The sequence below is a fragment of the Acinetobacter nematophilus genome (assembly GCF_026344175.1).
GTDB classification, from domain to species: domain Bacteria; phylum Pseudomonadota; class Gammaproteobacteria; order Pseudomonadales; family Moraxellaceae; genus Acinetobacter; species Acinetobacter nematophilus.
Genome location: NZ_JAPKMY010000004.1, coordinates 60,615 through 83,671 on the forward strand (window position 1 = coordinate 60,615; position 23,057 = coordinate 83,671).

At 38.8% G+C, this 23,057-nt stretch carries 22 protein-coding genes; 9 read left to right on the forward strand and 13 right to left on the reverse strand.

Annotated elements, in window-relative coordinates; all coding sequences use genetic code 11:
- Positions 1–39 precede the first annotated feature (39 nt).
- The gene (gene uvrB / locus OSH00_RS09425; RefSeq protein WP_266130202.1) at positions 40–2,061 is read right to left on the reverse strand and encodes an excinuclease ABC subunit UvrB; all 2,022 of its coding nucleotides are present in this window, start codon (positions 2,059–2,061) and stop codon (positions 40–42) included.
- Positions 2,062–2,238: 177 nt separating this feature from the next.
- Between uvrB and OSH00_RS09430 the strand changes: the two genes are divergently transcribed.
- From OSH00_RS09430 to OSH00_RS09440, 3 genes are all read left to right on the forward strand, one after another.
- Complete coding sequence (locus OSH00_RS09430) at positions 2,239–3,018, forward strand: A1S_2505 family phage non-structural protein (protein ID WP_266130203.1); 780 nt, start codon at positions 2,239–2,241, stop codon at positions 3,016–3,018.
- 115 nt (positions 3,019–3,133) lie between these two features.
- The gene (locus OSH00_RS09435) at positions 3,134–4,564 is read left to right on the forward strand and encodes a sensor domain-containing diguanylate cyclase (protein ID WP_266130204.1); all 1,431 of its coding nucleotides are present in this window, start codon (positions 3,134–3,136) and stop codon (positions 4,562–4,564) included.
- Positions 4,565–4,736: 172 nt separating this feature from the next.
- On the forward strand, positions 4,737–6,188 hold the full coding sequence (locus OSH00_RS09440; RefSeq protein WP_266130205.1) for a sensor domain-containing diguanylate cyclase: 1,452 nt from the start codon (positions 4,737–4,739) through the stop codon (positions 6,186–6,188).
- A 117-nt stretch (positions 6,189–6,305) separates the two neighbouring features.
- Here the strand turns inward: OSH00_RS09440 and OSH00_RS09445 are convergent, their stop codons facing one another.
- Positions 6,306–6,485: a hypothetical protein gene (locus OSH00_RS09445; RefSeq protein WP_266130206.1), complete on the reverse strand. Its 180-nt coding sequence runs from the start codon at positions 6,483–6,485 to the stop codon at positions 6,306–6,308.
- A gap of 221 nt (positions 6,486–6,706) precedes the next feature.
- Between OSH00_RS09445 and OSH00_RS09450 the strand changes: the two genes are divergently transcribed.
- Positions 6,707–7,942 (forward strand): pyridoxal phosphate-dependent aminotransferase, encoded by a 1,236-nt coding sequence (locus OSH00_RS09450; protein WP_196075800.1) that lies wholly within the window; start codon positions 6,707–6,709, stop codon positions 7,940–7,942.
- Between the two features lie 100 nt (positions 7,943–8,042).
- Here the strand turns inward: OSH00_RS09450 and OSH00_RS09455 are convergent, their stop codons facing one another.
- Positions 8,043–8,423, reverse strand: a complete 381-nt coding sequence (locus OSH00_RS09455; RefSeq protein ID WP_266130207.1) for a hypothetical protein — start codon at positions 8,421–8,423, stop codon at positions 8,043–8,045.
- A 145-nt stretch (positions 8,424–8,568) separates the two neighbouring features.
- Positions 8,569–9,354, reverse strand: coding sequence for an AraC family transcriptional regulator (locus OSH00_RS09460; protein ID WP_266130208.1), 786 nt, complete (start codon positions 9,352–9,354; stop codon positions 8,569–8,571).
- A 146-nt stretch (positions 9,355–9,500) separates the two neighbouring features.
- Here OSH00_RS09460 and OSH00_RS09465 point away from each other — a divergent pair, with 146 nt between their 5' ends.
- On the forward strand, positions 9,501–10,727 hold the full coding sequence (locus OSH00_RS09465; RefSeq protein ID WP_266130209.1) for an MFS transporter: 1,227 nt from the start codon (positions 9,501–9,503) through the stop codon (positions 10,725–10,727).
- 64 nt (positions 10,728–10,791) lie between these two features.
- Here the strand turns inward: OSH00_RS09465 and OSH00_RS09470 are convergent, their stop codons facing one another.
- Complete coding sequence (locus OSH00_RS09470; RefSeq protein ID WP_266130210.1) at positions 10,792–11,694, reverse strand: LysR family transcriptional regulator; 903 nt, start codon at positions 11,692–11,694, stop codon at positions 10,792–10,794.
- 100 nt (positions 11,695–11,794) lie between these two features.
- Here OSH00_RS09470 and OSH00_RS09475 point away from each other — a divergent pair, with 100 nt between their 5' ends.
- Positions 11,795–13,147: an MFS transporter gene (locus OSH00_RS09475; RefSeq protein ID WP_266130211.1), complete on the forward strand. Its 1,353-nt coding sequence runs from the start codon at positions 11,795–11,797 to the stop codon at positions 13,145–13,147.
- Entirely contained in the window at positions 13,128–13,520 is a 393-nt protein-coding gene (locus OSH00_RS09480) for a hypothetical protein (protein WP_266130212.1), read from the forward strand. The genes OSH00_RS09475 and OSH00_RS09480 overlap by 20 nt, the downstream gene beginning before the upstream one ends.
- Positions 13,521–13,699: 179 nt before the next feature.
- Here OSH00_RS09480 and OSH00_RS09485 read toward each other — a convergent pair whose 3' ends face one another.
- Positions 13,700–14,233, reverse strand: coding sequence for a hypothetical protein (locus OSH00_RS09485; RefSeq protein WP_196075793.1), 534 nt, complete (start codon positions 14,231–14,233; stop codon positions 13,700–13,702).
- Between the two features lie 30 nt (positions 14,234–14,263).
- Complete coding sequence (locus OSH00_RS09490) at positions 14,264–14,716, reverse strand: hypothetical protein (protein WP_196075792.1); 453 nt, start codon at positions 14,714–14,716, stop codon at positions 14,264–14,266.
- A gap of 617 nt (positions 14,717–15,333) precedes the next feature.
- Here OSH00_RS09490 and OSH00_RS09495 point away from each other — a divergent pair.
- Positions 15,334–15,783 (forward strand): hypothetical protein, encoded by a 450-nt coding sequence (locus OSH00_RS09495; RefSeq protein WP_266130213.1) that lies wholly within the window; start codon positions 15,334–15,336, stop codon positions 15,781–15,783.
- A gap of 115 nt (positions 15,784–15,898) precedes the next feature.
- Here the strand turns inward: OSH00_RS09495 and OSH00_RS09500 are convergent, their stop codons facing one another.
- From OSH00_RS09500 to OSH00_RS09525, 6 genes are all read right to left on the reverse strand, one after another.
- On the reverse strand, positions 15,899–17,161 hold the full coding sequence (locus OSH00_RS09500) for a carbohydrate porin (RefSeq protein WP_266130214.1): 1,263 nt from the start codon (positions 17,159–17,161) through the stop codon (positions 15,899–15,901).
- A gap of 432 nt (positions 17,162–17,593) precedes the next feature.
- Positions 17,594–18,301 (reverse strand): YoaK family protein, encoded by a 708-nt coding sequence (locus tag OSH00_RS09505; protein ID WP_266130215.1) that lies wholly within the window; start codon positions 18,299–18,301, stop codon positions 17,594–17,596.
- Positions 18,302–18,350: 49 nt separating this feature from the next.
- Complete coding sequence (locus tag OSH00_RS09510) at positions 18,351–19,028, reverse strand: YoaK family protein (protein ID WP_266130216.1); 678 nt, start codon at positions 19,026–19,028, stop codon at positions 18,351–18,353.
- A gap of 19 nt (positions 19,029–19,047) precedes the next feature.
- Entirely contained in the window at positions 19,048–19,212 is a 165-nt protein-coding gene (locus OSH00_RS09515; RefSeq protein ID WP_196074371.1) for a DUF1427 family protein, read from the reverse strand.
- 60 nt (positions 19,213–19,272) lie between these two features.
- On the reverse strand, positions 19,273–21,147 hold the full coding sequence (locus tag OSH00_RS09520; RefSeq protein WP_266130217.1) for an amidohydrolase: 1,875 nt from the start codon (positions 21,145–21,147) through the stop codon (positions 19,273–19,275).
- Positions 21,148–21,180: 33 nt separating this feature from the next.
- Complete coding sequence (locus OSH00_RS09525; protein ID WP_266130218.1) at positions 21,181–21,867, reverse strand: hydrolase; 687 nt, start codon at positions 21,865–21,867, stop codon at positions 21,181–21,183.
- 167 nt (positions 21,868–22,034) lie between these two features.
- Between OSH00_RS09525 and OSH00_RS09530 the strand changes: the two genes are divergently transcribed.
- A complete protein-coding gene (locus OSH00_RS09530) occupies positions 22,035–22,937 on the forward strand; it encodes a LysR family transcriptional regulator (RefSeq protein ID WP_266130219.1) in 903 nt (300 codons plus the stop codon).
- Positions 22,938–23,057 lie beyond the last annotated feature (120 nt).

Consider the following 23,057-nt stretch of genomic DNA (forward strand, 5'->3'; position numbering starts at 1 on the left):
CAATCTAAGTTAAGTACAGCAATCACTTAACAAATAAAATCACTTTAACATTCGCGCTTTTAAACGCACAATTTCATCTCTTAACCGCGCTGCTTGCTCAAATTGCAACTCTTTAGATGCTTTTAACATCTCTTTCTCAAGTTTAGTGATGTGCTTTGCGAACAGTTTAGGATCAGACAGAATATGACGTTCATCCGCAGTTAAAGCATGTTGTTGCTCAACACTTGCATCATCAATTTGATCATCAGTTAGCACCTCGCCTGTATCGATTTCTTTGATTGCCTGACGAACTGCACTACGCGGAATAATGCCATGTTCCTCATTGAATTGAATTTGTTTAGCTCTACGACGCTCAGTTTCATCTATGGCTTTCTGCATAGAGTCTGTCACACGATCTGCATATAAGATTGCTTTACCTTTAACATGTCGTGCCGCACGTCCTATGGTTTGAATCAGTGAGCGTTCAGAGCGTAAAAAGCCTTCCTTATCCGCATCTAAAATCGCCACCAAAGAAACCTCAGGCATATCCAAACCTTCACGCAGCAAGTTAATCCCCACGATCACATCATGTACGCCTGTACGTAATTCATGGATAATTTTCACTCGCTCAACCGTATCGATATCAGAATGCAAATAAGCTACTTTTACACCGTATTCTTTTAAATACGAGGTTAAATCTTCAGCCATTCGTTTGGTGAGTGTTGTCACCAACACACGCTCATTCAGTTCCTTTCGAATATTGATTTCGGAAAGCACATCATCCACTTGGGTCAGAACTGGACGTATCTCTATTTCCGGATCCACCAAACCTGTTGGACGAACCACCTGCTCTGCCACTTGGACGGATTTTTCCAGCTCATATTTTGCAGGTGTTGCACTGACATAAATGGTGGTCGGCACAATACGCTCCCATTCTTCAAACTTCATTGGACGATTGTCCAATGCGCTAGGTAAACGAAAGCCATAATTAACCAAGTTTTCTTTTCGAGAGCGATCACCTTTGTACATTGCACCAATCTGGGGAACAGTCACATGTGACTCATCGATAATCAGTAAAGCATCATCAGGAATATAATCAAACAATGTAGGCGGTGCTTCACCCGCTGGTCGACCAGACAAATGTCTTGAATAGTTTTCAATCCCGTTGGTATAGCCGAGTTGCTGCATCATTTCCAGGTCATATCGCGTACGCTGTTCAATCCGTTGAGCTTCTAACAACTTTTCATGTTCTTTAAAGAAAACCAAACGTTCCGAAAGTTCATCTCGAATGGTTCCGATTGCTCGCTCAAGATTATCTTTTGGTGTGACATAGTGGCTTTTTGGATAAATCGTCACACGAGGAACTTTACGCACTAATTTCCCCGTAATCGGATCAAACCAACGAATTGAATCGACTTCATCATCAAACAGTTCAACACGGATGGCATGTTGATCCGATTCGGCAGGAAAAATATCAATCACTTCACCGCGAATACGATAAGTACCCCGTAAAAATTCAAGCTCATTACGTGTATACTGCATTTCGACCAGACGGCGAATAATGTCATCACGACTTACTCTATCTCCTTGTACAATATGCAACAGCATACTCATATAGGCATTCGGATCACCTAAACCATAGATGGCTGAAACTGACGCCACAATAATGGCATCCCGACGCTCTAACAGTGCACGGGTTGCTGAAAGGCGCATTTGATCAATATGATCATTGATGGCCGAATCTTTTTCAATAAAAGTATCAGAAGAAGGTACATAAGCTTCAGGCTGATAATAATCATAATAACTGACGAAATATTCAACAGCATTGTTGGGAAAAAATGCTTTAAATTCACCATAAAGCTGAGCTGCAAGGGTCTTATTGTGCGCCATGATAATGGTTGGCCTTTGCGTCTGTGCAATCACATTCGCCATGGTATAGGTTTTACCGGAACCTGTTACACCCAATAAAAGCTGATCATGAAAACCTTTATTTATCCCTGCAACTAATTTTTCGATCGCCTGTGGTTGATCACCAGCAGGTTGGTAGTTTGTAACAAGTTCAAAAGGTTGATGATCATTCACAATAATTCACTCTTTTAACCAGGAAGAAAGAAGCTCGAGTAGTTTAACAGAAACCGACTCGACCAAAAGAAGTAGCTTAAGCTTAATGGGGTTTTTTACACAATATTCAACAAATACCTTGACCCTTTTTTATTTCGATAGCAACATGGAATTAAGCAGATTAAAGGATTGAAAAACATGACATATCACTACCATGATGAAAGCATAATCAAAACTTTACCTGAAGACACTGTTTTTGTTTTTGGCAGTAATTTGGCAGGTACACATCAAGGTGGTGCTGCAAAAACAGCGCATTTATATTTCGGTGCAACCAAAGGAGTGGGGCGTGGTTGGGCAGGTCAGAGTTTTGCGATTCCAACCATGAATGAACATTTACAACAAATGCCTCTTTCACAAATTCAGCACTATATTGATGATTTTAAAATATATGCAAAGAATCATCCAAAAATGAAATACTTCATTACGTCAATTGGATGTGGAGTTGCAGGCTATAAAGTTGAAGAAATCGCTCCCATGTTCAAGGGAATCGCACGTAATGTAATCTTTCCGGCTTCATTCCGCCCTTTCGTTGAAAAGACATTGCCTAAACTCACGCAAAAATTGTTGCATAGTTTCATAACAGATCAGGTGATTTTCAGTACTGATCCTGAGCAAGCAATACAAGATTTAGATTTAACAGACGCAGAAAAAAGTCTAGCCACCATTATTTTAAACACACCTATGTATCCAAATGACAGTAATGGACGTGATCGGATTTTTGAGATACAAGATATTCTACACAATCTGCATGGCAAAATAATTGAATTCCAACCTAACTCTGAAGGTTCAATGATTATCGGTGGTGCAATTCTGGCATTATTAGAACTTTATCATTTAAATGAAACAGATTTTATTGATGTTTGGACAGGTCAACGCGTGATTGCGGCCCCCAAAGCAGAACATCATGCCAAGAAGTGAGCCATTTTTATTAATGCCTCAAATTACTTTTTCTCAACATCGCGATGTATTTAGGTATTGCCATTTCACCTTGTTATATTTAAGCTAAATTTACAAATAATAAAGTGGAATGAGAATGGAGCAAATCGATTTAACGATTTTTAATTTGTCTCCCATTGCGATGTGGCTACAGGATTTCAGTGGCATCAAAAAAATTTTTGATGCCTGGGCTGCTGAAGGTATATCTGATCTCCAGCATTATTTAAGCGAAGATCCTCAACGATTAGTTCCCTGTCTGGCTGCAATTAAAACGATTGATGTCAATCAAAGCACACTGACTTTATATGAAGCGCATAATTTAGAAGAAATTATAAAAAAATTCCCAGAAATGCATACTCAGGACACTGAGATGATGCATATCGAATTTTTTTCAGCGTTATGGAATAAACAAATGAATTGTTCTGTTCCAGTCATCAACTACACATGTCAGGGCAAAAGAATCGATGTGCAGTTGAGAGCCAATATTTTATCTGATGACAAAGAACGTTGGGATCGAGTACTCTTAACCACAGAGGATATCTCGCAATCACAAAATGCTCGACGCTTTGCTGAATCATTATTTTTATATTCCCCTACTGCACTTTGTGTCAAAGACTATAGCAAAATCAAGACAATATTCGATCAGCTCAAAGCTAATCATTTGACAGATCTAAAAAACTATATCGAAAAGAATCCTGATTTTTTATTTTTTTGTTTTAAAAACATCCATACTGTAGGTATTAATCAAGCTTTGCTCGATCTTTTCTGTACCTATAATAAACAACAGTTTTGTCTGCATCTACATCGTATTTTTAAACATCATCTTGAAAATTTTTCTCAACAATTATTATATTTATGGAATGGACAGCATCAAATTAAACAAGAGTGTGAATATCAGTCGGTGCATGGAGATTTAATTCATGTCCAAGAACATCTCGTAATTTTCCCTGACTCTCAACATAATTGGGATACTGTGCAAATTGCATTTACAGATTTAACTGAACGAAAAAAATTAGAAGATTATTTACACTACTCCAATCAACATGATCAGCTTACCCAATTATATAACCGCACATTTTTTAGTGAAGAAATCCAACGGTTACAATCTACGCCATTCCATTCTCTTTCCTGTATTTATTTGGACATTAATGGATTAAAGAAAATCAACGATGTTCAGGGCCACCACATTGGAGACTTATTAATTCAGCGTTTTGCAGAAATTTTAAGAGCATCCACCATAAAAACCAATTATTCAGTATCGCGCATAGGTGGAGATGAATTTGTGATTTTAATGCCTGAAACGAAGCAACAAGATATTGATATTCTCTTGGCCATCATTCAACAAAAAATATTGGCTGATCAATTAGAGTTTCCACAAGATCCAATCCGTGTCGCATTCGGTTATGCAAGCATAAATCAGCAAGGCGATATCGCAGATTTATTAAAAAAAGCGGATCAAATGATGTATAAAGATAAACAATACTATTATCTACATCATGGCAGTCTTCAGCATGATTTTAAATATTAAAGTACACTTTTACAATAAATGTCATTAAATAGACAAAGTGAGTCAGTTATCACTATTTTTTAGAGATAATAAATAATTTACATTTTATCTTTGCTTGTTATTTTACATCCGCAAATTTTAGGATATATTCCAAAGCAATTAAATGACTTTTATAGCAAACGAGAATCTTGTAATGGAATTTTCCGATTCTTCTATTTTTGATATATCCCCCACACCGATGTGGCTAGAAGATTATAGTGCGATAAAAGAACAATTCAATCAATGGAAAAGTCAAGGGATTACTGATCTTCAAAGCTTTTTAGAAGCGCATCCAGAACAGGTTACTCAATGCGCACATAAAATTAAAATTATTAAAGTAAATCAAAAAACTTTACAGCTTTTTCAAGCAAAGAATCAAAAACATCTCTGTCAAAATTTAAATGTTATTTTCCAAAAAGAAATGTTTGATTCACATATCAAGGAGTTGGTTGCACTTTGGGAGGGGCAAACAGAATTTTCCAGTACCACTGTAAATTATACGATTTCTGGAAAAAAGCTAGACATAAAACTACGTGGCGCGGTGATGCCGGGTTCAGAACATAATTTAAAGCAAGTTCTTATTACAACAGAAGATATTACAGATTATCAAAATGCCCGTCGTCTGGAAGAAAAAAATCGACAACTTGCAGAATCTCGGTTTATCTACTCCCCTGCTTCATTGTGGGTAGAAGATTTTAGTCGAGTCAAAACGCGTTTAGATCAGTTACGTCAAATTGGAATTGATGACTTTAGAACCTTTTTGGATGTACATACAGACTTTGTGAATCAATGTATAGAAGACATAATTTTATTGGATGTAAATCAAGCCACACTGGACTTGTTTAAAGCGCAAGATAAAGAAACCCTGTTTAAGAACTTAAACAAAGTATTTGCAAAAGAAATTTATCAAACATTCCGAGAACAGTTGATTGAATTATGGAATGGTAAAATTCACCATCAACGTGAAGCGATCAATTATGCCCTAGATGGTTCAGTACGGAATGTATTATTGCAATTTACTGTTTTTCCTGGTTATGAAGAGGACTGGAGTTTAGTTCAAGTTGCACTCACCGATATTACAGCGCGCAAAAAAGCCGAAAGTTATTTGGAATACTTAGGTAAACACGATGTATTGACCAAATTGTTTAACCGTTCATTCTATACAGAAGAAATTAATCGTTTGGAACGCAATGTATTGCGTCCAACTTCAGCAATCTTCATCGACATGAATGGATTAAAAGCCATTAATGACCAATTCGGCCATGATATTGGAGATGGTTTGTTACGTCGAATGGGCAATATTCTCAGTCGTACGATCGCCAATACCAGTTATACTGCGTCGCGGATTGGTGGAGATGAATTTGTACTGCTAATGCCTGCAGCAAATGAGCAGACCGTTGAATCAATCATTATGACCATAGAAGAATTACTGAATATTGATAATCAGTATTATTCTTCACAGCCGATCAGCATCGCAATTGGTTATGCCACAACCCATGACAATGAAAGTATTGATAACATGTTAAAACGTGCAGATCTATTGATGTATCAAAAAAAGAAAAATTATTATGAATATGTCACTGAAATGCTCAATGAACAAAATTAAATATAAAAGAGTAATACTTTCCCTAAATTATCAAGACCCGCTTGATACATTAAAGATACGTTAAAAAAGAATGCATAAAAATAGGTGCTCTATGCACCTATTTTTTATGTTCAAGCTTTAACGTTTACCCATTGAACGGCGTGTACCACGTGGAGGCATCCATGTACGGTCTGCATATTGCTCGGGTTTTGGACGTACTTGATTGTGGGCAACATCATCTATATTTTCAGTAGCTGATGGCATTGGAAAAGGTAAATTCACCAATGGCTTTTTTTTGGGAGTATTTTGGGTGCTCATGTGATTCACTCAATTTTAACTGGCTATATTGTACGTAAATTTTAGTCTTGATGCGAGTGATCTCGATTACTGCTGTTTATTTGTATTCTCTTGATACATTAATTTTTTGTTTTTCGTGAATATTTGGTCAATTTGCATAAATATTAAACGACCAAGCCTTTAAATTTAAGCTATGATAATGTGCTTTTTATTTTTTAATCCCTATAAGAAGGAATAATGCCGTGGACGTACGTCTCTCTGATCGTGTAAATGCCATCAAACCGTCTCCAACGCTTGCTGTTACCAACAAAGCTGCTGAACTCAAGGCTGCGGGTAAAAATGTAATCGGATTGGGCGCAGGCGAACCAGATTTTGACACCCCACAACACATCAAAGATGCTGCTATTGCAGCAATTAACAACGGTTTTACCAAATATACCGCTGTTGATGGTACCCCTGGCCTTAAAAAAGCGATTATTGCTAAACTAAAACGTGATAATAATCTTGATTATGCAGCGAACCAAATTTTGGTTTCTTGTGGTGGTAAACAGTCATTCTTTAACTTGGCGCTTGCTTTGTTAAATAAAGGCGATGAAGTGATTATCCCTGCGCCATATTGGGTCAGCTATCCTGACATGGTAATTATCGCTGAAGGTGTCCCTGTCATCGTCAAATGTGGTGAAGAACAGCGTTTCAAAATCACAGCGGCTCAATTAGAAGCTGCAATTACGGACAAAACACGTTTGGTTGTTTTAAACAGTCCTTCTAACCCTACAGGCATGATCTACACGAAAGCTGAACTTGAAGCTTTGGCAGAAGTGTTACGTAAATATCCTGAAGTTTATGTTGCTTCTGATGATATGTATGAACCAATCCGTTGGGATGATGAGTTCTACAACATTGCAACTGTTGCTCCAGATCTTTACGATCGTGTAATCGTATTGAACGGTGTATCTAAAGCTTATGCAATGACTGGATGGCGTATTGGTTATGCAGCAGGACCTGCAAAATTAATCGGTGCGATGAAAAAAATCCAATCACAATCAACATCAAATCCGACGTCTATTTCACAAGTGGCTGCCGAGGCTGCGTTAAATGGTCCTCAAGATGTTCTTGAGCCAATGATTGAAGCATTTAAACGTCGCCATGACCTGGTTGTCAAAGGTCTTAACGATATTCATGGAATTACTTGCTTACCTGCAGATGGTGCGTTCTATGCTTATGCAAACATTCGCCCGTTAATTCGCGCTAAAGGCTTAAAATCTTGTACAGAGTTTTCTGAATGGTTACTTGAAGAAACAGGTGTTGCCGTTGTTCCCGGTGATGCTTTCGGTTTAGGTGGTTATATGCGTATTTCATATGCAACTGCTGATGAAGTTTTAGTTGATGCACTTGCTCGTATTAAAAAAGCTGCTGAGTCAATTGAAGGGATAGACGCTGCAATTGCTTCTATCGAGGCTGAAAAAGCAGCACAATAAGCTGAGATTTTCAGGTAAACGATTTATTAAAATGGGTGTTTGATTACACCCATTTTTTGTCTATAGAAATATCCTGTTGATGCTTCGACTCAAATAAAAACTACTCCTTAAGCAGTAATCCTGTCGTATTGTCACCATCATTGCCTGTACCATAATGCTCTATGCGTCTTGGATCAGGTTGTGGTGCAGAAGTATTTGCTGAAGCATATACTTTTTCATGGTCAATCAATAATAAACCTGAACTATTGTCGCCATCGTTACCTGTACCATAATGTTCAATACGTGGTTCTTTCATTCCATTTTGCTTTGATGCAGGGATGAGTTTCATCGGCTGTTTCAATAAAAGACCTGAGCTATTATCACCATCATTACCTGTACCAAAGTGATCAATTTTTATGGTTTGATCATGATGTTGTGATGCAAAACTAGAACCTGCAACACCACATAGACCAATAAAAACAAATTTGATCAAAGCTTTCATGTACTTCTCCTGTGATAATCCAATTTTTATTGTAAAGATTGAAGTTATACAAAGCATGGTCATGAAAATTACATTTGAGACAGAAAGTACTGATTCTCGATGTTTTTTTGTATGAATAGACTTGTTTTTGAGTATAGCGTGTACTCTAAAGTGGATGTCTTCTTTGTACATAAAGACTTGGTGCTGCACCAAGCGAACGTTTAAAAGCTGCGGTAAATGCGCTGCTACTGCTGTATCCTAATTCTATAGCAACATGGGTGATAGATTGACCAAGCTCCATACGCATTAAGGCATTGAGTAAACATGCTTGTTGCCGCCAATGACTAAAACTCATGCCAGTTTGAAGTCTAAAGATTCTGGTAAAATTACGACGACTCATTCCCACTTGTTTCGCGATTTCATCCAAGTCCCTATCCAATGTAGGTGCTTTTAAAATCTCTAAACACAATGCCGCCAGACGAGGCTCCTGCGGAAGCGGTGCATTTAAAGGCAATTCAGGCATCATGGCAATTTCTTTAATCATCAGCCGCATCAAGTAATCATCTCTCCCCTCCAATTCATACTCCACTGGAATATCAACTGCAACAGATAAAAGCTCATGCAGTAATGGTGAGACATTAATGACCGCACAATAATCCCATAATCCTGCCACCTTAGCCGCTTCAGGACTGATATACACACTGCGTGTTTTGGTCATACCGCGCATATGTACTTCATGATGCACACCGTTAGGTATCCATAATGCACGACGAGGAGGAACAACCCAACTTCCAAGATCGGTATTCACAGTTAATACACCTGTAATCGCGTATAAACATTGTCCTCTTTTATGGCTATGGCTGGGCAATATTGTACCATCTGCATAATCATTGCCACTCGCCATAACAATTTGTGGAACATCTTCATATTCATTGACTCGAATGTTACGCATCCTCCCTCCATTTGAATTGGCCTGAATTCTATACTACATGTCCCAAATATGATTGTGGGCCGACAGATGTTCAGTTTAGGATAAAAATATCCAGACACAAAGTCTTTACTCAATGATGCAAGCTGAAACAGCTTGTTGGAGAAATCATGCCGAGCAATAGCAATACTCTTGACGCCTCACTTGTTCAAGAAAAATTTCCATCTCATGAACAACCCCAGAAATTTGTATTGCGCATTGTCGGTGCGATCGCAATTGCTCATTTGCTGAATGATTCTATCCAAGCAGTCGTCACCGCAAGTTATCCGATGTTAAAAGCCGAATTTTCTCTAAGCTTTGCTGAAATCGGTTGGATTGCTTTGGTTTATCAAATTACCGCCTCATTATTACAACCTTGGATTGGACTCTATACCGACAAACATCCAAAACCCTATTTATTACCCGCTGGCATGGGAGTAACACTCCTTGGAATTGGATTAATGGCGATTGCCAGTAGTTTCCATGGTTTATTATTTGCTGCTGCGTTAATTGGTGTGGGGTCATCGACCTTTCATCCTGAAGCATCACGTATCGCAAGAACAGCTTCTGGCGGACGTTTTGGTACAGCACAATCGATGTTTCAAGTTGGTGGCAATACTGGATCTGCGCTAGGACCATTAATGGCTGCCGCTGTAATTATTCCCAATGGTCAAGGTGCAATTGGATTATTTGTTTTGGTTGCGGCTTTGGCCATCTTTGTCTTGTTAAGAGTCACCAAATGGCTCGTAGCACAAGTTCCTGTTCAGCTGACAGCGGCTCAACATAAAATGACCATGCTGACACGCCAGCAAGTTATTCAAGCTATGGCTGTGATTTGTATTTTAATGTTTGCAAAGTTTATTTACATTGCAGCGATCACCAATTATTTTACCTTCTATCTGATTGAACGATTTAATGTTTCCATTCAAACCTCTCAACTGTATTTATTTATCTTTTTGGGTGCTGTAGCGCTTGGAACATTTGTTGGTGGTCCCGTAGGTGATCGAATTGGACGTAAAGCTGTGGTTTGGATGTCATTTCTAGGTGTTGCACCTTTCGCACTTATGCTCCCCTATGTTGGCTTAACTGGAACCGCTGTCCTCACGATTATTATTGGCTTGGTTATGTCATCTGCCTTTTCAGCCTTAGTGGTCTATGCACAAGAAGCCGTGCCAGGTCGCGTAGGCATGATTGCAGGCTTGATGTTCGGCTTGATGTTTGGTATTGGTGGAATCGGTGCTGCCGGGCTCGGACATTTGGCAGATATCCATGGGATTATTTGGGTATATAAATTATGCGCTTTTCTTCCATTGTTGGGATTTATGACGGTCTTTCTCCCAAATACTGCACAGAAATAGAATAAATTCAAAGATCAGCAAAGAAATCCTTTTGCTGGTCTTTTACCCTCGAATGTCAGTTTATTTATGCAGATGACATCGAAAAATGCTCAATTAAAAAGTCCAGAAAAACCCGTGTTTTAGCGGGTAAAGAACGGGTATTTGAATAGAGCAATTGAATATTTTGCACAGGCAAATCAAATTCGGGCAATAAACGAATCAATCGTTTTTGCTGTAAATCATCTTCAACCAACCATGCAGGACAAATTGCTATGCCCATAGACGCCAAGACCATCTGATGAATCGCTTCAGCTGAATTGGACTCATATTGATTTCGAACAAAAGGCAGTGTGTATTTCTCACCACGGCGATTTTGCAAAGTGTATTGAGCATCCTGCCAATTCAATAAACTGTGTCCAATCCACGGCACATCAGCTAAGTCTGAAATCTTATTGACTGGATGGCAGGCTAAAAATTCAGCTGTGGCAACTAAATAAATCGGGTATTCACCGATTTTTCGTGTTTTTAACGATGAATCTTTTAAGTTTCCAAGACGAATGACTAAATCCAATTTTTCAGTTACCAAATCATCCAGTGATGAGTTAAATGTATATTGCAGTTGCAGCTTGGGATATTGCTGACAAAACTTTCCCAATAACGGCAAAATATATTTTTGCCCAAACTCATTGGTTGAAGAAAATCGCAGAACACCTGTCACATTGGTTGTTAAGTTTTGGCTGCGTTCAAATGCTTCATTAATCTGTAACTGAATTTGCTTGAAATCATCGTAAAAATTTTTACCGATTTCAGTCAACGCAATATTGCGCGTATTTCGAATCAACAAACTAGCATCTAAGGACTGTTCCAATTGTTTGATATCGATACTGACCATTGAACGACTCAGCCCCAGAATTTCAGCAGCTTTGGTAAAAGATCCAGAATCAACCACCTGTAAAAAAGTGGCAATCTGTTTGAAATTTTTCTGCATGAAATCACTCATTGTTTGAGATTATTAAACAATGATTTTACTGCGCATGCATCGACAATAAAAGGACAGCAACGTACCCTCCATGACCTTGGAGGTTACAATGTCTTATCGTTATAAAATAGCAACAGTGTTTTTACTTGGGTTCTTTATTGATTGCATCAATATATTTATGTCAGCAATCGCCCTACCGAATATAGCAACAATATTCTCAGTTTCTCCTTCCATGACTGCATGGGTGAGCAATGCCTATATTCTCGGTTTAGTCTTGATTATGCCGATCAGTTTATGGCTCTCAAGCCTAATGGGATACCGAAAGCTACTCTGTTTTTCAATGTTACTGTTTTCAATCAGTATCTGTTTTATTGGGTTGAGCACATCCATTTATAGTTTAATTTTTTGGCGCTTCATTCAAGGTTTGGCAGGCGGATTATTAATTCCTGTTGGACAGGCGTTGGTATTTGGTCTATTTCCACATCATGATCGACGGCGGATCTCCACCTTGATTATGGCTATCGCCTTAATTGCTCCTGCATTTTCCCCGACATTGGGAGGAATCATAGTGGATACCCTTTCATGGCGTTGGGTATTTTTTTCAAATCTTCCATTTTCACTACTGACTGCATGCCTAGCGTGGAGTTGGGTCAGAGATGGTCAACCTCAACCCTATCAACAACCTGATTTTAAAGGCATGATTATCATCAATATCGGGCTGTTATGTCTATTGCTGTCATTTTCATTCTATACAGATCTGCATCATATTTTCTTTGCGATCACAAGCTTCGCAATTTCAGTCTTGATGCTTATTGTTTATTTACACCATTCAGCGCACTCTCATGCTCCCATTCTCAATCTGCAATTATTAAAGAATTGTAATTTACGGACGGCATTTATTGTTTATTATGCAGTACCAGGGATTTTTACTGGCGTGAATTTACTCAATATCTTTAATTTGCAATTTAATCTTGGTTTTAATGCCAAACAAACAGGATTGTTTATGTTGCTCTATGCAGCAGGGGCATTGATCTGCATGACAAGTGGCGGGTTTCTCTATCATCGCTTTGGTAAAAAAACATTGTTTTTCATCGGAATCACCCTGCATAGCTTAGGCATAGGGCTGTTATTTTGGGTAAGCCATGCAGATGATTTAATTCCATTATTTCTTTCATATTTGCTGATGGGTATGGGGGGTGGACTCAGTGCCAATATCGCACAAATCAGTTCACTTGAAGATTTTACTGGTCAAGATTTATTACAAGGAAGTGTGCTGTGGAACATCAATCGCCAAGTGGCTTTTAGCATTGGTACAATAGTTCTTCTTTCTATCTTTAGTGCCTTGCCCATCTCAAATCGCTTACTGCATTACCAATATACTTTTCTCATCGCAGCACTTTTGTGCGCAATCGCTTTAATTTTTGTTTGGAAGGAAAAGCCGCATGAATCACCCAATCAATGAAGCTTTAAAAAATATTGTAGACCTACATATTTGGATTGAAGATGTCTTTACCAATCCCAATGCACAAGACAGCTTAAAAAAGCTTTTATCGAGTTTTGATCAAAATTTTAAAATGATCACAGTTCAGGGACATTGTATTTCTTTGGCTGAAGTCAGTACTTTATTTCGTGAAAATATCGGCAAAAAATCTGCGTTAAAAATTACTATTTCAAATACTATTCCCTTATTTGAAGCTAAAAACCATTATTGGATTCAATATCAAGAGCATCAGCAGACTCCAGATCATACACAGTTAAGAATTTCAACTGCTTGTATCAGAGTTGAATCTGGAAAATGTTATTGGCAATATCTACATGAAACTTTGGTTCAATAAACGTGACACAATGCTTGAACGCCATAGTGACTGGCTTTAAGCGGTGAAACAACAGATGCAATTACTGTCGTTTCACCGCAATACCTAGCAACTGCTTTGATCTAAGAATTGTTCTGACACCAGCAGAATCATGACAGCCCAAACAAATCCGCCATCACACATGTGTGGAAACGATCAAATTAACCGGCAGCCACTTCTTCAGTGATCCATTGTTGTAATTTGCGCGGGAGGTTTTTGGTGTTTTCATCAAAACCAAAATATTCTACACCATCATAAGAACTCATTAATGCCATAATTTTGCCTGTTTTGGTATTCACAGCGATTACTGCTTTACTTGCTCCGGCACCTTTAGGGTCATAACCGCTCCCAACCAACCAGTCACCCTCACGTTGCATTGGACTAGATACCACGAGTGATTGTTTTACATGAGTGTATTGTTTACCCGTGATCTGTTGAAACTTTTTTTTCCAAGGTTCTGCTTGAATCACATCATAAGGCAATTTTCCATCTGGTTTTACCATACCCGCAGTAGCTACTGGACGTGTTCCACAGTGTTTTTTAATTTCAGCTTCATAACCGATATTGCCCACCTCTTGCACATTGACACTGCGACCAGCTTTATCGGCACATTGCTCCCATTGCTGCAAGGTTTTTGCCTGTGCAAGCACTGGAATACTCAACAGAGCAGCCAGTAAAAAAGTGATTTTTTTCATCATTATTTGTCCTTGTCTTCACTATGTAATTTAATAACCAGATTTCTTCACCAATCTGGGTGCTTCAGCTTTTTTAACAGAAATTAATTTTGCAGTATCAAAACCTTCACTCTCGCCCTTATACACTGCATAATCACCGACAGTCACAGTGGCATGACCGGTATAACCCTCATACCCCTCTTTAGGCTTTTTATTGATTTTAAAAGCCTTGATTGCTTGATTGGTCTGATTAAAACAGAACCAGCGTGAACGTTGATCATGAGCACTACGCGGAATTAATTGATCTGATGGCATATAAGGATGAAAGCAGACGACATCACCTAAAACCTCATCCTCAAAATAATATGAATACTCCCCACTGAGCGTGATTTGACCTGTATATTGATCAAATTCACCTTGACTGCTCTTTAACTTTAACCCTTCTGCATCTGCAAGCAATGGCAAGCTCAACAGTGCAGTGAGTAGAACAATTTTGATTTTCATTCTATTAATCCTTGAACTCGTTATATGTTGAACAGAAACGCTCGATCTTCCAGACAAGATGCCCACATAATCTTTGATTGTGCACTGGATGCAATGCGCTTGTAAGTCATTTAAGTCTCAACGCTACACCTCACTTCAACTGACGATCGCATCTGTAAAGCAAAAAACGTCAGATTCTCTGTAAAACACTTCAACATAAAACTTTAAAAATTAAATGCTTTTTAGATAAAAAACACCGCTATACAGCCAACACAGCTTGCTTTTTATGCTGAAAGAAATATGTATATTTTATTCAAAGCTCTAACTTAGAACAAAACTTCTGCTTATTTTTCAGCAAGTCAGTTTTTATTCATATCCTTTTTTTGTAAATCTTATTTAGACTTAGGTCAAAATACACAATATAAATTAACATCAATAAAATTTAATCATATGAAAAATCATTTCAAAAAATATAATGAATGATCAAAAACTTTATTTACTTATTTATTGAAATATTGTGCAATTACGTTCAGTATCAGTTCAATAATATGCACATGCTTCAATATTATTTTTGGCCAATCCTGCTGAAATAAAAACAACATTCTTATTCAATCAAAATATACGAGGTTGAAAACTTCATGCAATGGAATAAATTATCCATAAAACCAATTTTCGGCTTAGCAGTCTTGCCGTTGCTCCTATCCGCCTGCCAATCAAACAATGTAAATAAAGTGGTTAGAGATTTATCTTCACCAGAAGGTCGTTATCATGTTCAGGTACTTCAATGTCGTGAAAACGATGTGATGTTTGGTGGCGCAACTCAGGTCCAAGTGTCCGTGCTTAAAAAAGGCGAAACTGAAAAATGCCGAGCTGCTTTAAATGCAATCAATCAATTTTCAGTGAATACCATCGACTTCGGCAATCAAAATAATGCTTTAGAATTGGAATGGTTGTCTGAGAATAAGCTAAGAGCATGGCATCGAAGCTTCGCAAAAAATCCAAATAAAAACTTTATTGGACCCTTTTCATCGTTAAATCGTAATGATTCACCCGTACATGTTATTTTCTCACCTGTGTCTGATCAATAGCTTCGTCATTTTGAACGTCAACGGATTGCGCTATAGATAAAAATCAGCTACGAATTTTAAGCTACACAAAATGCAGGGATTGCTGCTCTAAATTTTAGATTTAAAACGCGATTTACTAAAAGTTTATCTTTGTACCCAGCGCAAAAACCCAAGCATTGTCCTTATTCTTTGTCGCACCAGGATGAACAATATATTGTAAGCTAGGATGTAACATCAGCCACTTTGCAGGATTGTAACTATAATTTAATTCAACATTGTATTCCGCATCAGCATTAAATTGTGCCTTACCTTCAGTAAAACGGTCATTGAGATGAATTCGGTTGAGACCAAAACCTAGATTATCTTCAGGGTGACTGATGAAAACTCCATAGTATTTGAGACCGATCTGCTGAGAATGATCAACCTTGTTGGTATTGCGGTTATGAAAAGTAAAATTTGCAAAGCTGTGCAAACCCTGTTTTCCAGAACCCATCGACGTGAGTTGCTGATCAAAGTTGAACCATGCGCCATACGTATGATTTTCACCCTTCCCCGTTCGAATGTTTTTTTGATTTTTAAGGTCATCCGCACTGTTGTACATTGCACCTATGCGATATGTTCCTGCCAATCCATTGATGAAAGATCTGGGTTGCCACATCACTTCTATCGGAATCGTCACACCATCCGCTTGATCTGTATTGAGGTTCCAACCATGCCGCTCTAAAGCATTTTTTGGGTTGTATTCGTATACACCGATTTGGGCAGAAAGTTCTGGCTGAAGTTGGTATTTAATACGGCCACCCCATTGAGAAATCGGTGAATTGTACCAAATACCACTCTGCCACTTGCCCATCTGTGCGGCACAAAATGAATTGTTTTGAAACTCACATGACATCACATTAAAATCAGTCCCTATTCCCAAACGTCCCAATTTAATGCTGAGTCCATAATCTTTGAAGTTCTTTTCTAGAGAAAACTCCGTCAGACGACTTTTACTGTTACCACGACCATAATTTGCTTGTACATTGGCAATTTGCGGTGCAGTTGGATCAGAAATATCTTCCGAGGACAAGCTTTGTCCTTGCCGAGCAGTGATTGTTGCTCGAAGACTTAACCCAGTCAAATTTGCCAATTTCTCCAGATCTAAAGTTGAACCGATTAATAGTTGACTCGCATACTTTGGGGAATGCCCCGAATCGTACCCCCCATCAGCCAAATAAGCCGTATCAATCATCAGATTGGAATCAAATTTAATACCTTGATTTAAAAGCTCAGTCCGTTTCCCTTGCCAGTCACCCAATAAATATGGACTATTTTTATTGAACATATGCCCAGCAGCATGTAATTGTGTGATAAGCAAAGAAAACAAAGGGATAGAAGTTTTAAGTAAATTTGACATTGCTTTACCTTAAATTTTGTTATTTCGTTATAAAACAGATTGTTAATGATCACCTTGGTGATCTTTAAAATACTGTTCAATTTGTCGCTTGGATAAAAACCAGAAAACCACAATCATGCCGAGTATCAACAATATGAGTTTGCTATCGATAAAACTTAGAAAAATGGATATCCCATATAGAATGGATGAGATCCATAACTTACGACCTGTACCCAATCATTGAGCTATCCTTGAATGTTGGTCTTATTGCTCAAGCAATGTGGTTTACAACAAGCGATAAGCCACTGAGCACATAAACAAAAACCGTAAGTGGAGGTCAATAAGCTGCATAATCGGTATATGCAGACCAAGCTGTTGACAGTAGAATCATGGTTGACCAGAAGATGCCAATACTGATTGTGTCCGAGCAAAACTTATTCATGACCTCCCTCCTTAGTTCGGTTGAACAAATCTCTGTTTCGCAGCAAGGTAAGACAAATACAGAACAGGTGCGACAAAGAAAGCGACACTCCAAAAATCTAAATACACGTATAAAAATGCCCCAAAAAATGCGCCGATGACAAAACCCATTACAATACTGAAACTATGTTGTAGCTTCTGCATATTGCTATCACTGCGATCTCTAAAATAGTTGGAAATATCGATACCCAACTGAGTGGTATTCCCAGTCATCATGGTGCTTGGGCTGATATGTTTAATTAAGGTTTTACTGGAAGTATTTCGGATTGCCAAAGCAATCAACCCCAAGCCACCCGTGATAGCCACAGTGACATTATTGGCATCTTTAAAGGGCTCAAAATATAGTCCCGCCAACATAAATCCTGTTAAGAAAATGGCTTCACCCAAAAACAAATAACTCAAGGTCGTATGTTTTTGTACACTCCGATCAATCCAATATTTCGTTATGGCAACAGTTAAAATAAATAAGGGAATTGCACCTAATTTAATCCAAATTCCCGGTCCACCTTTTACCCAAGCGGCTCCAGCCAATACCAAGTTGCCTGTCACATGAGCTGTAAAAAAACCAAAAAGTGCAATAAACCCAATGGTATCGACTGCACCACCGACAATCGTCAATAACAGAGGATCTCTACAGCTTTTCCAGAATCCTGGAGCTGCCGGGTTGTCTATATTTTCCATGTTTTACTCGTCATTGAATAAATAATAGGGTGAGTGTTGGCTCACAGTACTAGGCTTTTTTATAATTTTCCCGGTTGAAATAAATGACTATCAACAACAATGGAGGAAAGACAAATAACCACAACAACGCAAATTTATACAGGACTGCAGCCACGGCACATCCAAAAGCAAAACTCAACATCGTCGGAAGAATCGGATAAATTCGCTGCCGAATCTGATATTTTTCTTCATCAGAGGATTTGGAAAACAGTTCAGCAACATTTAGCATTAATTGTGTCGTGGAACCTGTCATGACTGTGGTTGGAGACTCTTTAGCCCAATGGATACGATGCATGGCATTTTGAATTGCCATCGCCGCGACCAATAACATTCCAACCGTAAAGCTCATGGCCGTATCGTATTTTGGAAAAGGCAGATAAAAATAACTACATACTGCAACAATGCTAAAAAGTAAAAACATCGTCTTAAGAAAAAAACGATATGAACTGTTTTGCTGTGTCACAAACCTTTGATCAATCACTTTGACCAGTAAAACGGTGATGCAGAACATCGGCAATGCAGCCAGTTTCGCCCATGCACCCGTTTGACTTTCGGAAACCAAAGCCGCCCCCAAAGTAACAAAGTTACCTGTAACATGTGCAGAAAATAGCCCATGCAAAGCAAGGAAGCTTGCTGTATCGACATAACCTGCATTGAAACTTAACAACTTACTGAGCTTAAATTGCATTGTTTATCATCGTCCATGGTTAGGATAATAAATTTTTAATCATCGGCATAAGCTGCTCACCAATGACCATTCCCAACAAACCACATAATGCAACGAATGGTGGCGCCGGCGATTTTACATTCAACAGGTAATACAATACGCCCACCAACAAGCCAACAGCTAAAGAGATGAAATAAATTTTCATAGCATTCTCCCCAATAAAACGCCATCTCATTTCAGTGAGATGGCATTTTTTAGGTGGGTATTAAAAAGCAAAACAGGAGCAGCCGAGTGCGCCCCAAAATGATTTTTTGTCTTGATCATTGATTGGAATATCAATCATCCATGCATGCGAGTGACCATGCATACCACAATTGTTGGTACATCCACAGATTGCTGAATTGTTTTGCAGTGGTTGCAAAGAAGGCGCATTGCGGTTTTCAGACAGACGCCACTGCCCTCCAAAGCGTTTTACTGGCGACCATTCAGGTGATGCAGGTGGAATTGGAGGATCTTCCTGTTTAAACTCTGCTGCTGCATAAACCACCCGTCCATTCATCACCGTCATGACAGATTCAATAGATTGAATACACTCTCCCTCCACAGAGAAATAGTCATCAGACAGTACAACAAGATCTGCATGTTCACCTGTGACCAAAGCACCTTTCTGAGTCTGCTCTCCTGAAAACCAAGCTGAACCTTTGGTCCAGAGTTTCAAGGCGGTTTGACGGTCAATTAAATCTTTTTCATCATAAAGTGCAAAGCCGCCTACTGTTTTACCAGTGGTTAACCATGCCAGACATACCCATGGATTGTATGATGCCACACGCGTTGCATCTGTTCCTGCACCGACAGGAACGCCAAGTTCAAGCATTTTCTTTACCGGTGGTGTTGCTTTGGCAGCTTCAGCGCCATAACGTTTGACAAAAATTTCACCTTGATAAGCCATTCGATGTTGAATCGCAATTCCACCACCCAATGCGCCAATCCGCTCAATGTTTTGTTCTGACACCGTTTCAGCATGATCAATAATAAAACGCGTTGCAAAAGCTTGTTTGCCATTGACCCGTTCAAATACATTGAGCAAACGGCTAATACTTTCATCATAAGTGGCATGAATTCGGAATGGCCATTTTTTCTCAGATAAATGTTCAACGATTGCTTCGAGTTCAGCTTCCATTTTTTCGGGTAAATCTGGGCGTGGCTCATAGAAATCTTCAAAATCACCTGCTGACCAAGTCAGGTTTTCACCTGCCCCATTCATTTGTAATCGTGCATCACCTTCGCCTGGAAAAGTCATTTCTGTCCAACGCTGATAATCTTGCAGTTCTTCCCCTGCTTTCTGGGCAAAGAGGTTATAGGCAATTCTTACCGTCATCTGGTCTTTTTCATGCAACTGTTTAATCACAGCATAGTCATCAGGATAATTCTGCCCACCACCACCAGCATCAATCGCCGATGTCACCCCTAAGCGATTCAACTCGCGCATAAAATGTCGGGTCGAATTGACTTGATCTTCAACAGGCAGTTTTGGCGCCTTACCCAATGTTGAGTAGAGAATCGCAGCTGACGGAGTTGCCAAGAGTAAACCTGTAGGCTCTCCTTTTTCGTTGCGTTCTATGCGACCGCCAGGAGGATCAGGGGTATCTTTATTAAATCCCAAAACATCTAAAGCTGCTCGATTGAGCATGGCACTGGCATATAAATGCAAAATAAATACTGGCGTATCTGGCGCAGCTTTATTGATTTCAGCCAAAGTAGGTAAACGTCTTTCTGCAAATTGGAATTCAGTCCACCCGCCGACGACACGTACCCACTGTGGTGCTGGTGTATTTTCAGCCTGTTCTTTCAACAGCCTCAGCGCATCAGCAATGGTGGGAACACCTTCCCAACGCAGTTCCATATTATAATTTAATCCGCCGCGGATAATATGTAGATGGCTGTCGTTCAAACCGGGAATCACACGACGACCATTTAGATCAATCACTTTGGTTGAATCTTTTGCCAACCTCATGATCTGACTTTCATCACCTGTGGCAATCACTTTTCCATCTGCAATGGCAATCGCCGTTACTTCAGGTTGTTTAGCATCCAGCGTAGTAATTTTTCCATTCTTAAGAATCAGCGCTACATCTGTCATGATCATCTCCGTGAATATGTATGCTCATAGAGCTTATTTAGCAGGTACCGCTGCAATAACTTCATGTTGAGTCGTGGTTCTTTCTGGAGCTTTATGGACCATGGTATATGCATAATCAACCCCCATCCCATACGCACCTGAGTGTTCTCGAACAATATCCATCACCGCATCATAGGTTTCTCGATGTGCCCAATCCCGTTGCCATTCAAGCAAAACCTGTTGCCACGTTACCGGAACAACACCCGCTTGGATCATGCGTTGCATTGCATAATCATGGGCTTCTTTTGATGTTCCTCCCGATGCATCTGCAACCATATATATTTCATAGTCACCTTCCAACATTGCACCAAATGCAAAAGTGATATTACACACCTCGGTCCATAAACCAGAGACGATGATTTTTTTACGATGATTTGCAGCCAATGCATCTCGTACTTTTTGATCATCCCATGAGTTCATTGAAGTTCTTTCAAGCAAAGCAGCGTCTGGAAAAACATCTAATAATTCTGGAAAAGTGTGCCCTGAAAAACTTTCAGTTTCTACGGTGGTAATGGTGGTCGGGATATTAAAAACTTTTGCCGCTTTGGCCAGCCCTACAACATTATTCTTTAAGGTTTGGCGATCTATGGACTGAACACCGAATGCCATTTGTGGTTGTTGATCGATGAAGATGATTTGACAATTTTGTGGGCTAAGTTGTTCTAAAAATGCTTTATTCATTCTGATTGGCAACATATTTATAAAGGAATTTATATCAAAGCAAAAATACACGTAAACCACTAGATAGCAATTTAAATACAAACTGTATCCTGAAAAGATACAATGATTGCTAAGCTTCGAACGATGCGATACTTTAATGATTAAGTTGACAATTACATTAAAATTGAATGGATAAATTAGACTGTATCAACACTTTTATCAGTGTTGTTGAACATGGCAATTTTAGTAGTGCATCACGCCACTTGGGGATTACACGGGATCAAGTAGCGAAAAGGATTTGTCATTTAGAAACCATTTTTAATACAGCGTTATTCATTCGAAATACACGAAAAATGGACTTAACCCATTCAGGTGAAAAATTTTACCAGCACTCAAAAGTGATTATGAGTGAATTTGAATGGGCAACCAGTGATTTTGTACATGACCAGAAATACCCTGAAGGTAAGCTCAGAATTAATGCGCCGCATTCATTTAGACAAGCCAATCTTACTGAGATCATCTCTAAATTCATGCTGAAATACCCCAATATCAAAATAGATTTATTTCTTTCAGATAAGTTCTTAAATATCAACGAGGATAAATACGATATTGTGTTGAGAATCAGTCCAGAGATTGATGAACGCAACACACATTTATTAAGCACTTATCATCGACATTTTTATGCAACAAGCAGTTATTTTGAAAAATACGGCAAGCCCAATAGTATTGATGAATTAAAACAGCACAGCCTGTTGCTATATTCACAAGCTGATTCCAGCGCTAAAATTGTGCTGAGCAAAAATAAAAAAGAAGAAAGCATCTACTGTACCCCCAAATTAACCTGCAATAGCGGTGACTTTCTCCTCGATTTTTGTAAACAGGATCAGGGAATTATATTTTTACCTGATTTTTTAGCGCAAAAAGATCAAGATACAGGAAATATATTCCGCTGTTTGGAAGACTATGATTCAGCACAACTTTACTTTTATGCCATCACCTCTTCAACAGATAAAATGCCTAAAAAAGTCCGACTTTTTTTAGACGAACTCAAGGCATATTTTCCAAATAGCAAAAAAATGGCTTCACACTAAAACACTATTCAATCACTCAAGTGATAATAAAATCAGCACTTCACTTATAACAGCTTGATCAAGCTATCTTTTCTGTATAATGATGTGCTGATTGTATTCAACTGACATGCAATGCCTCAA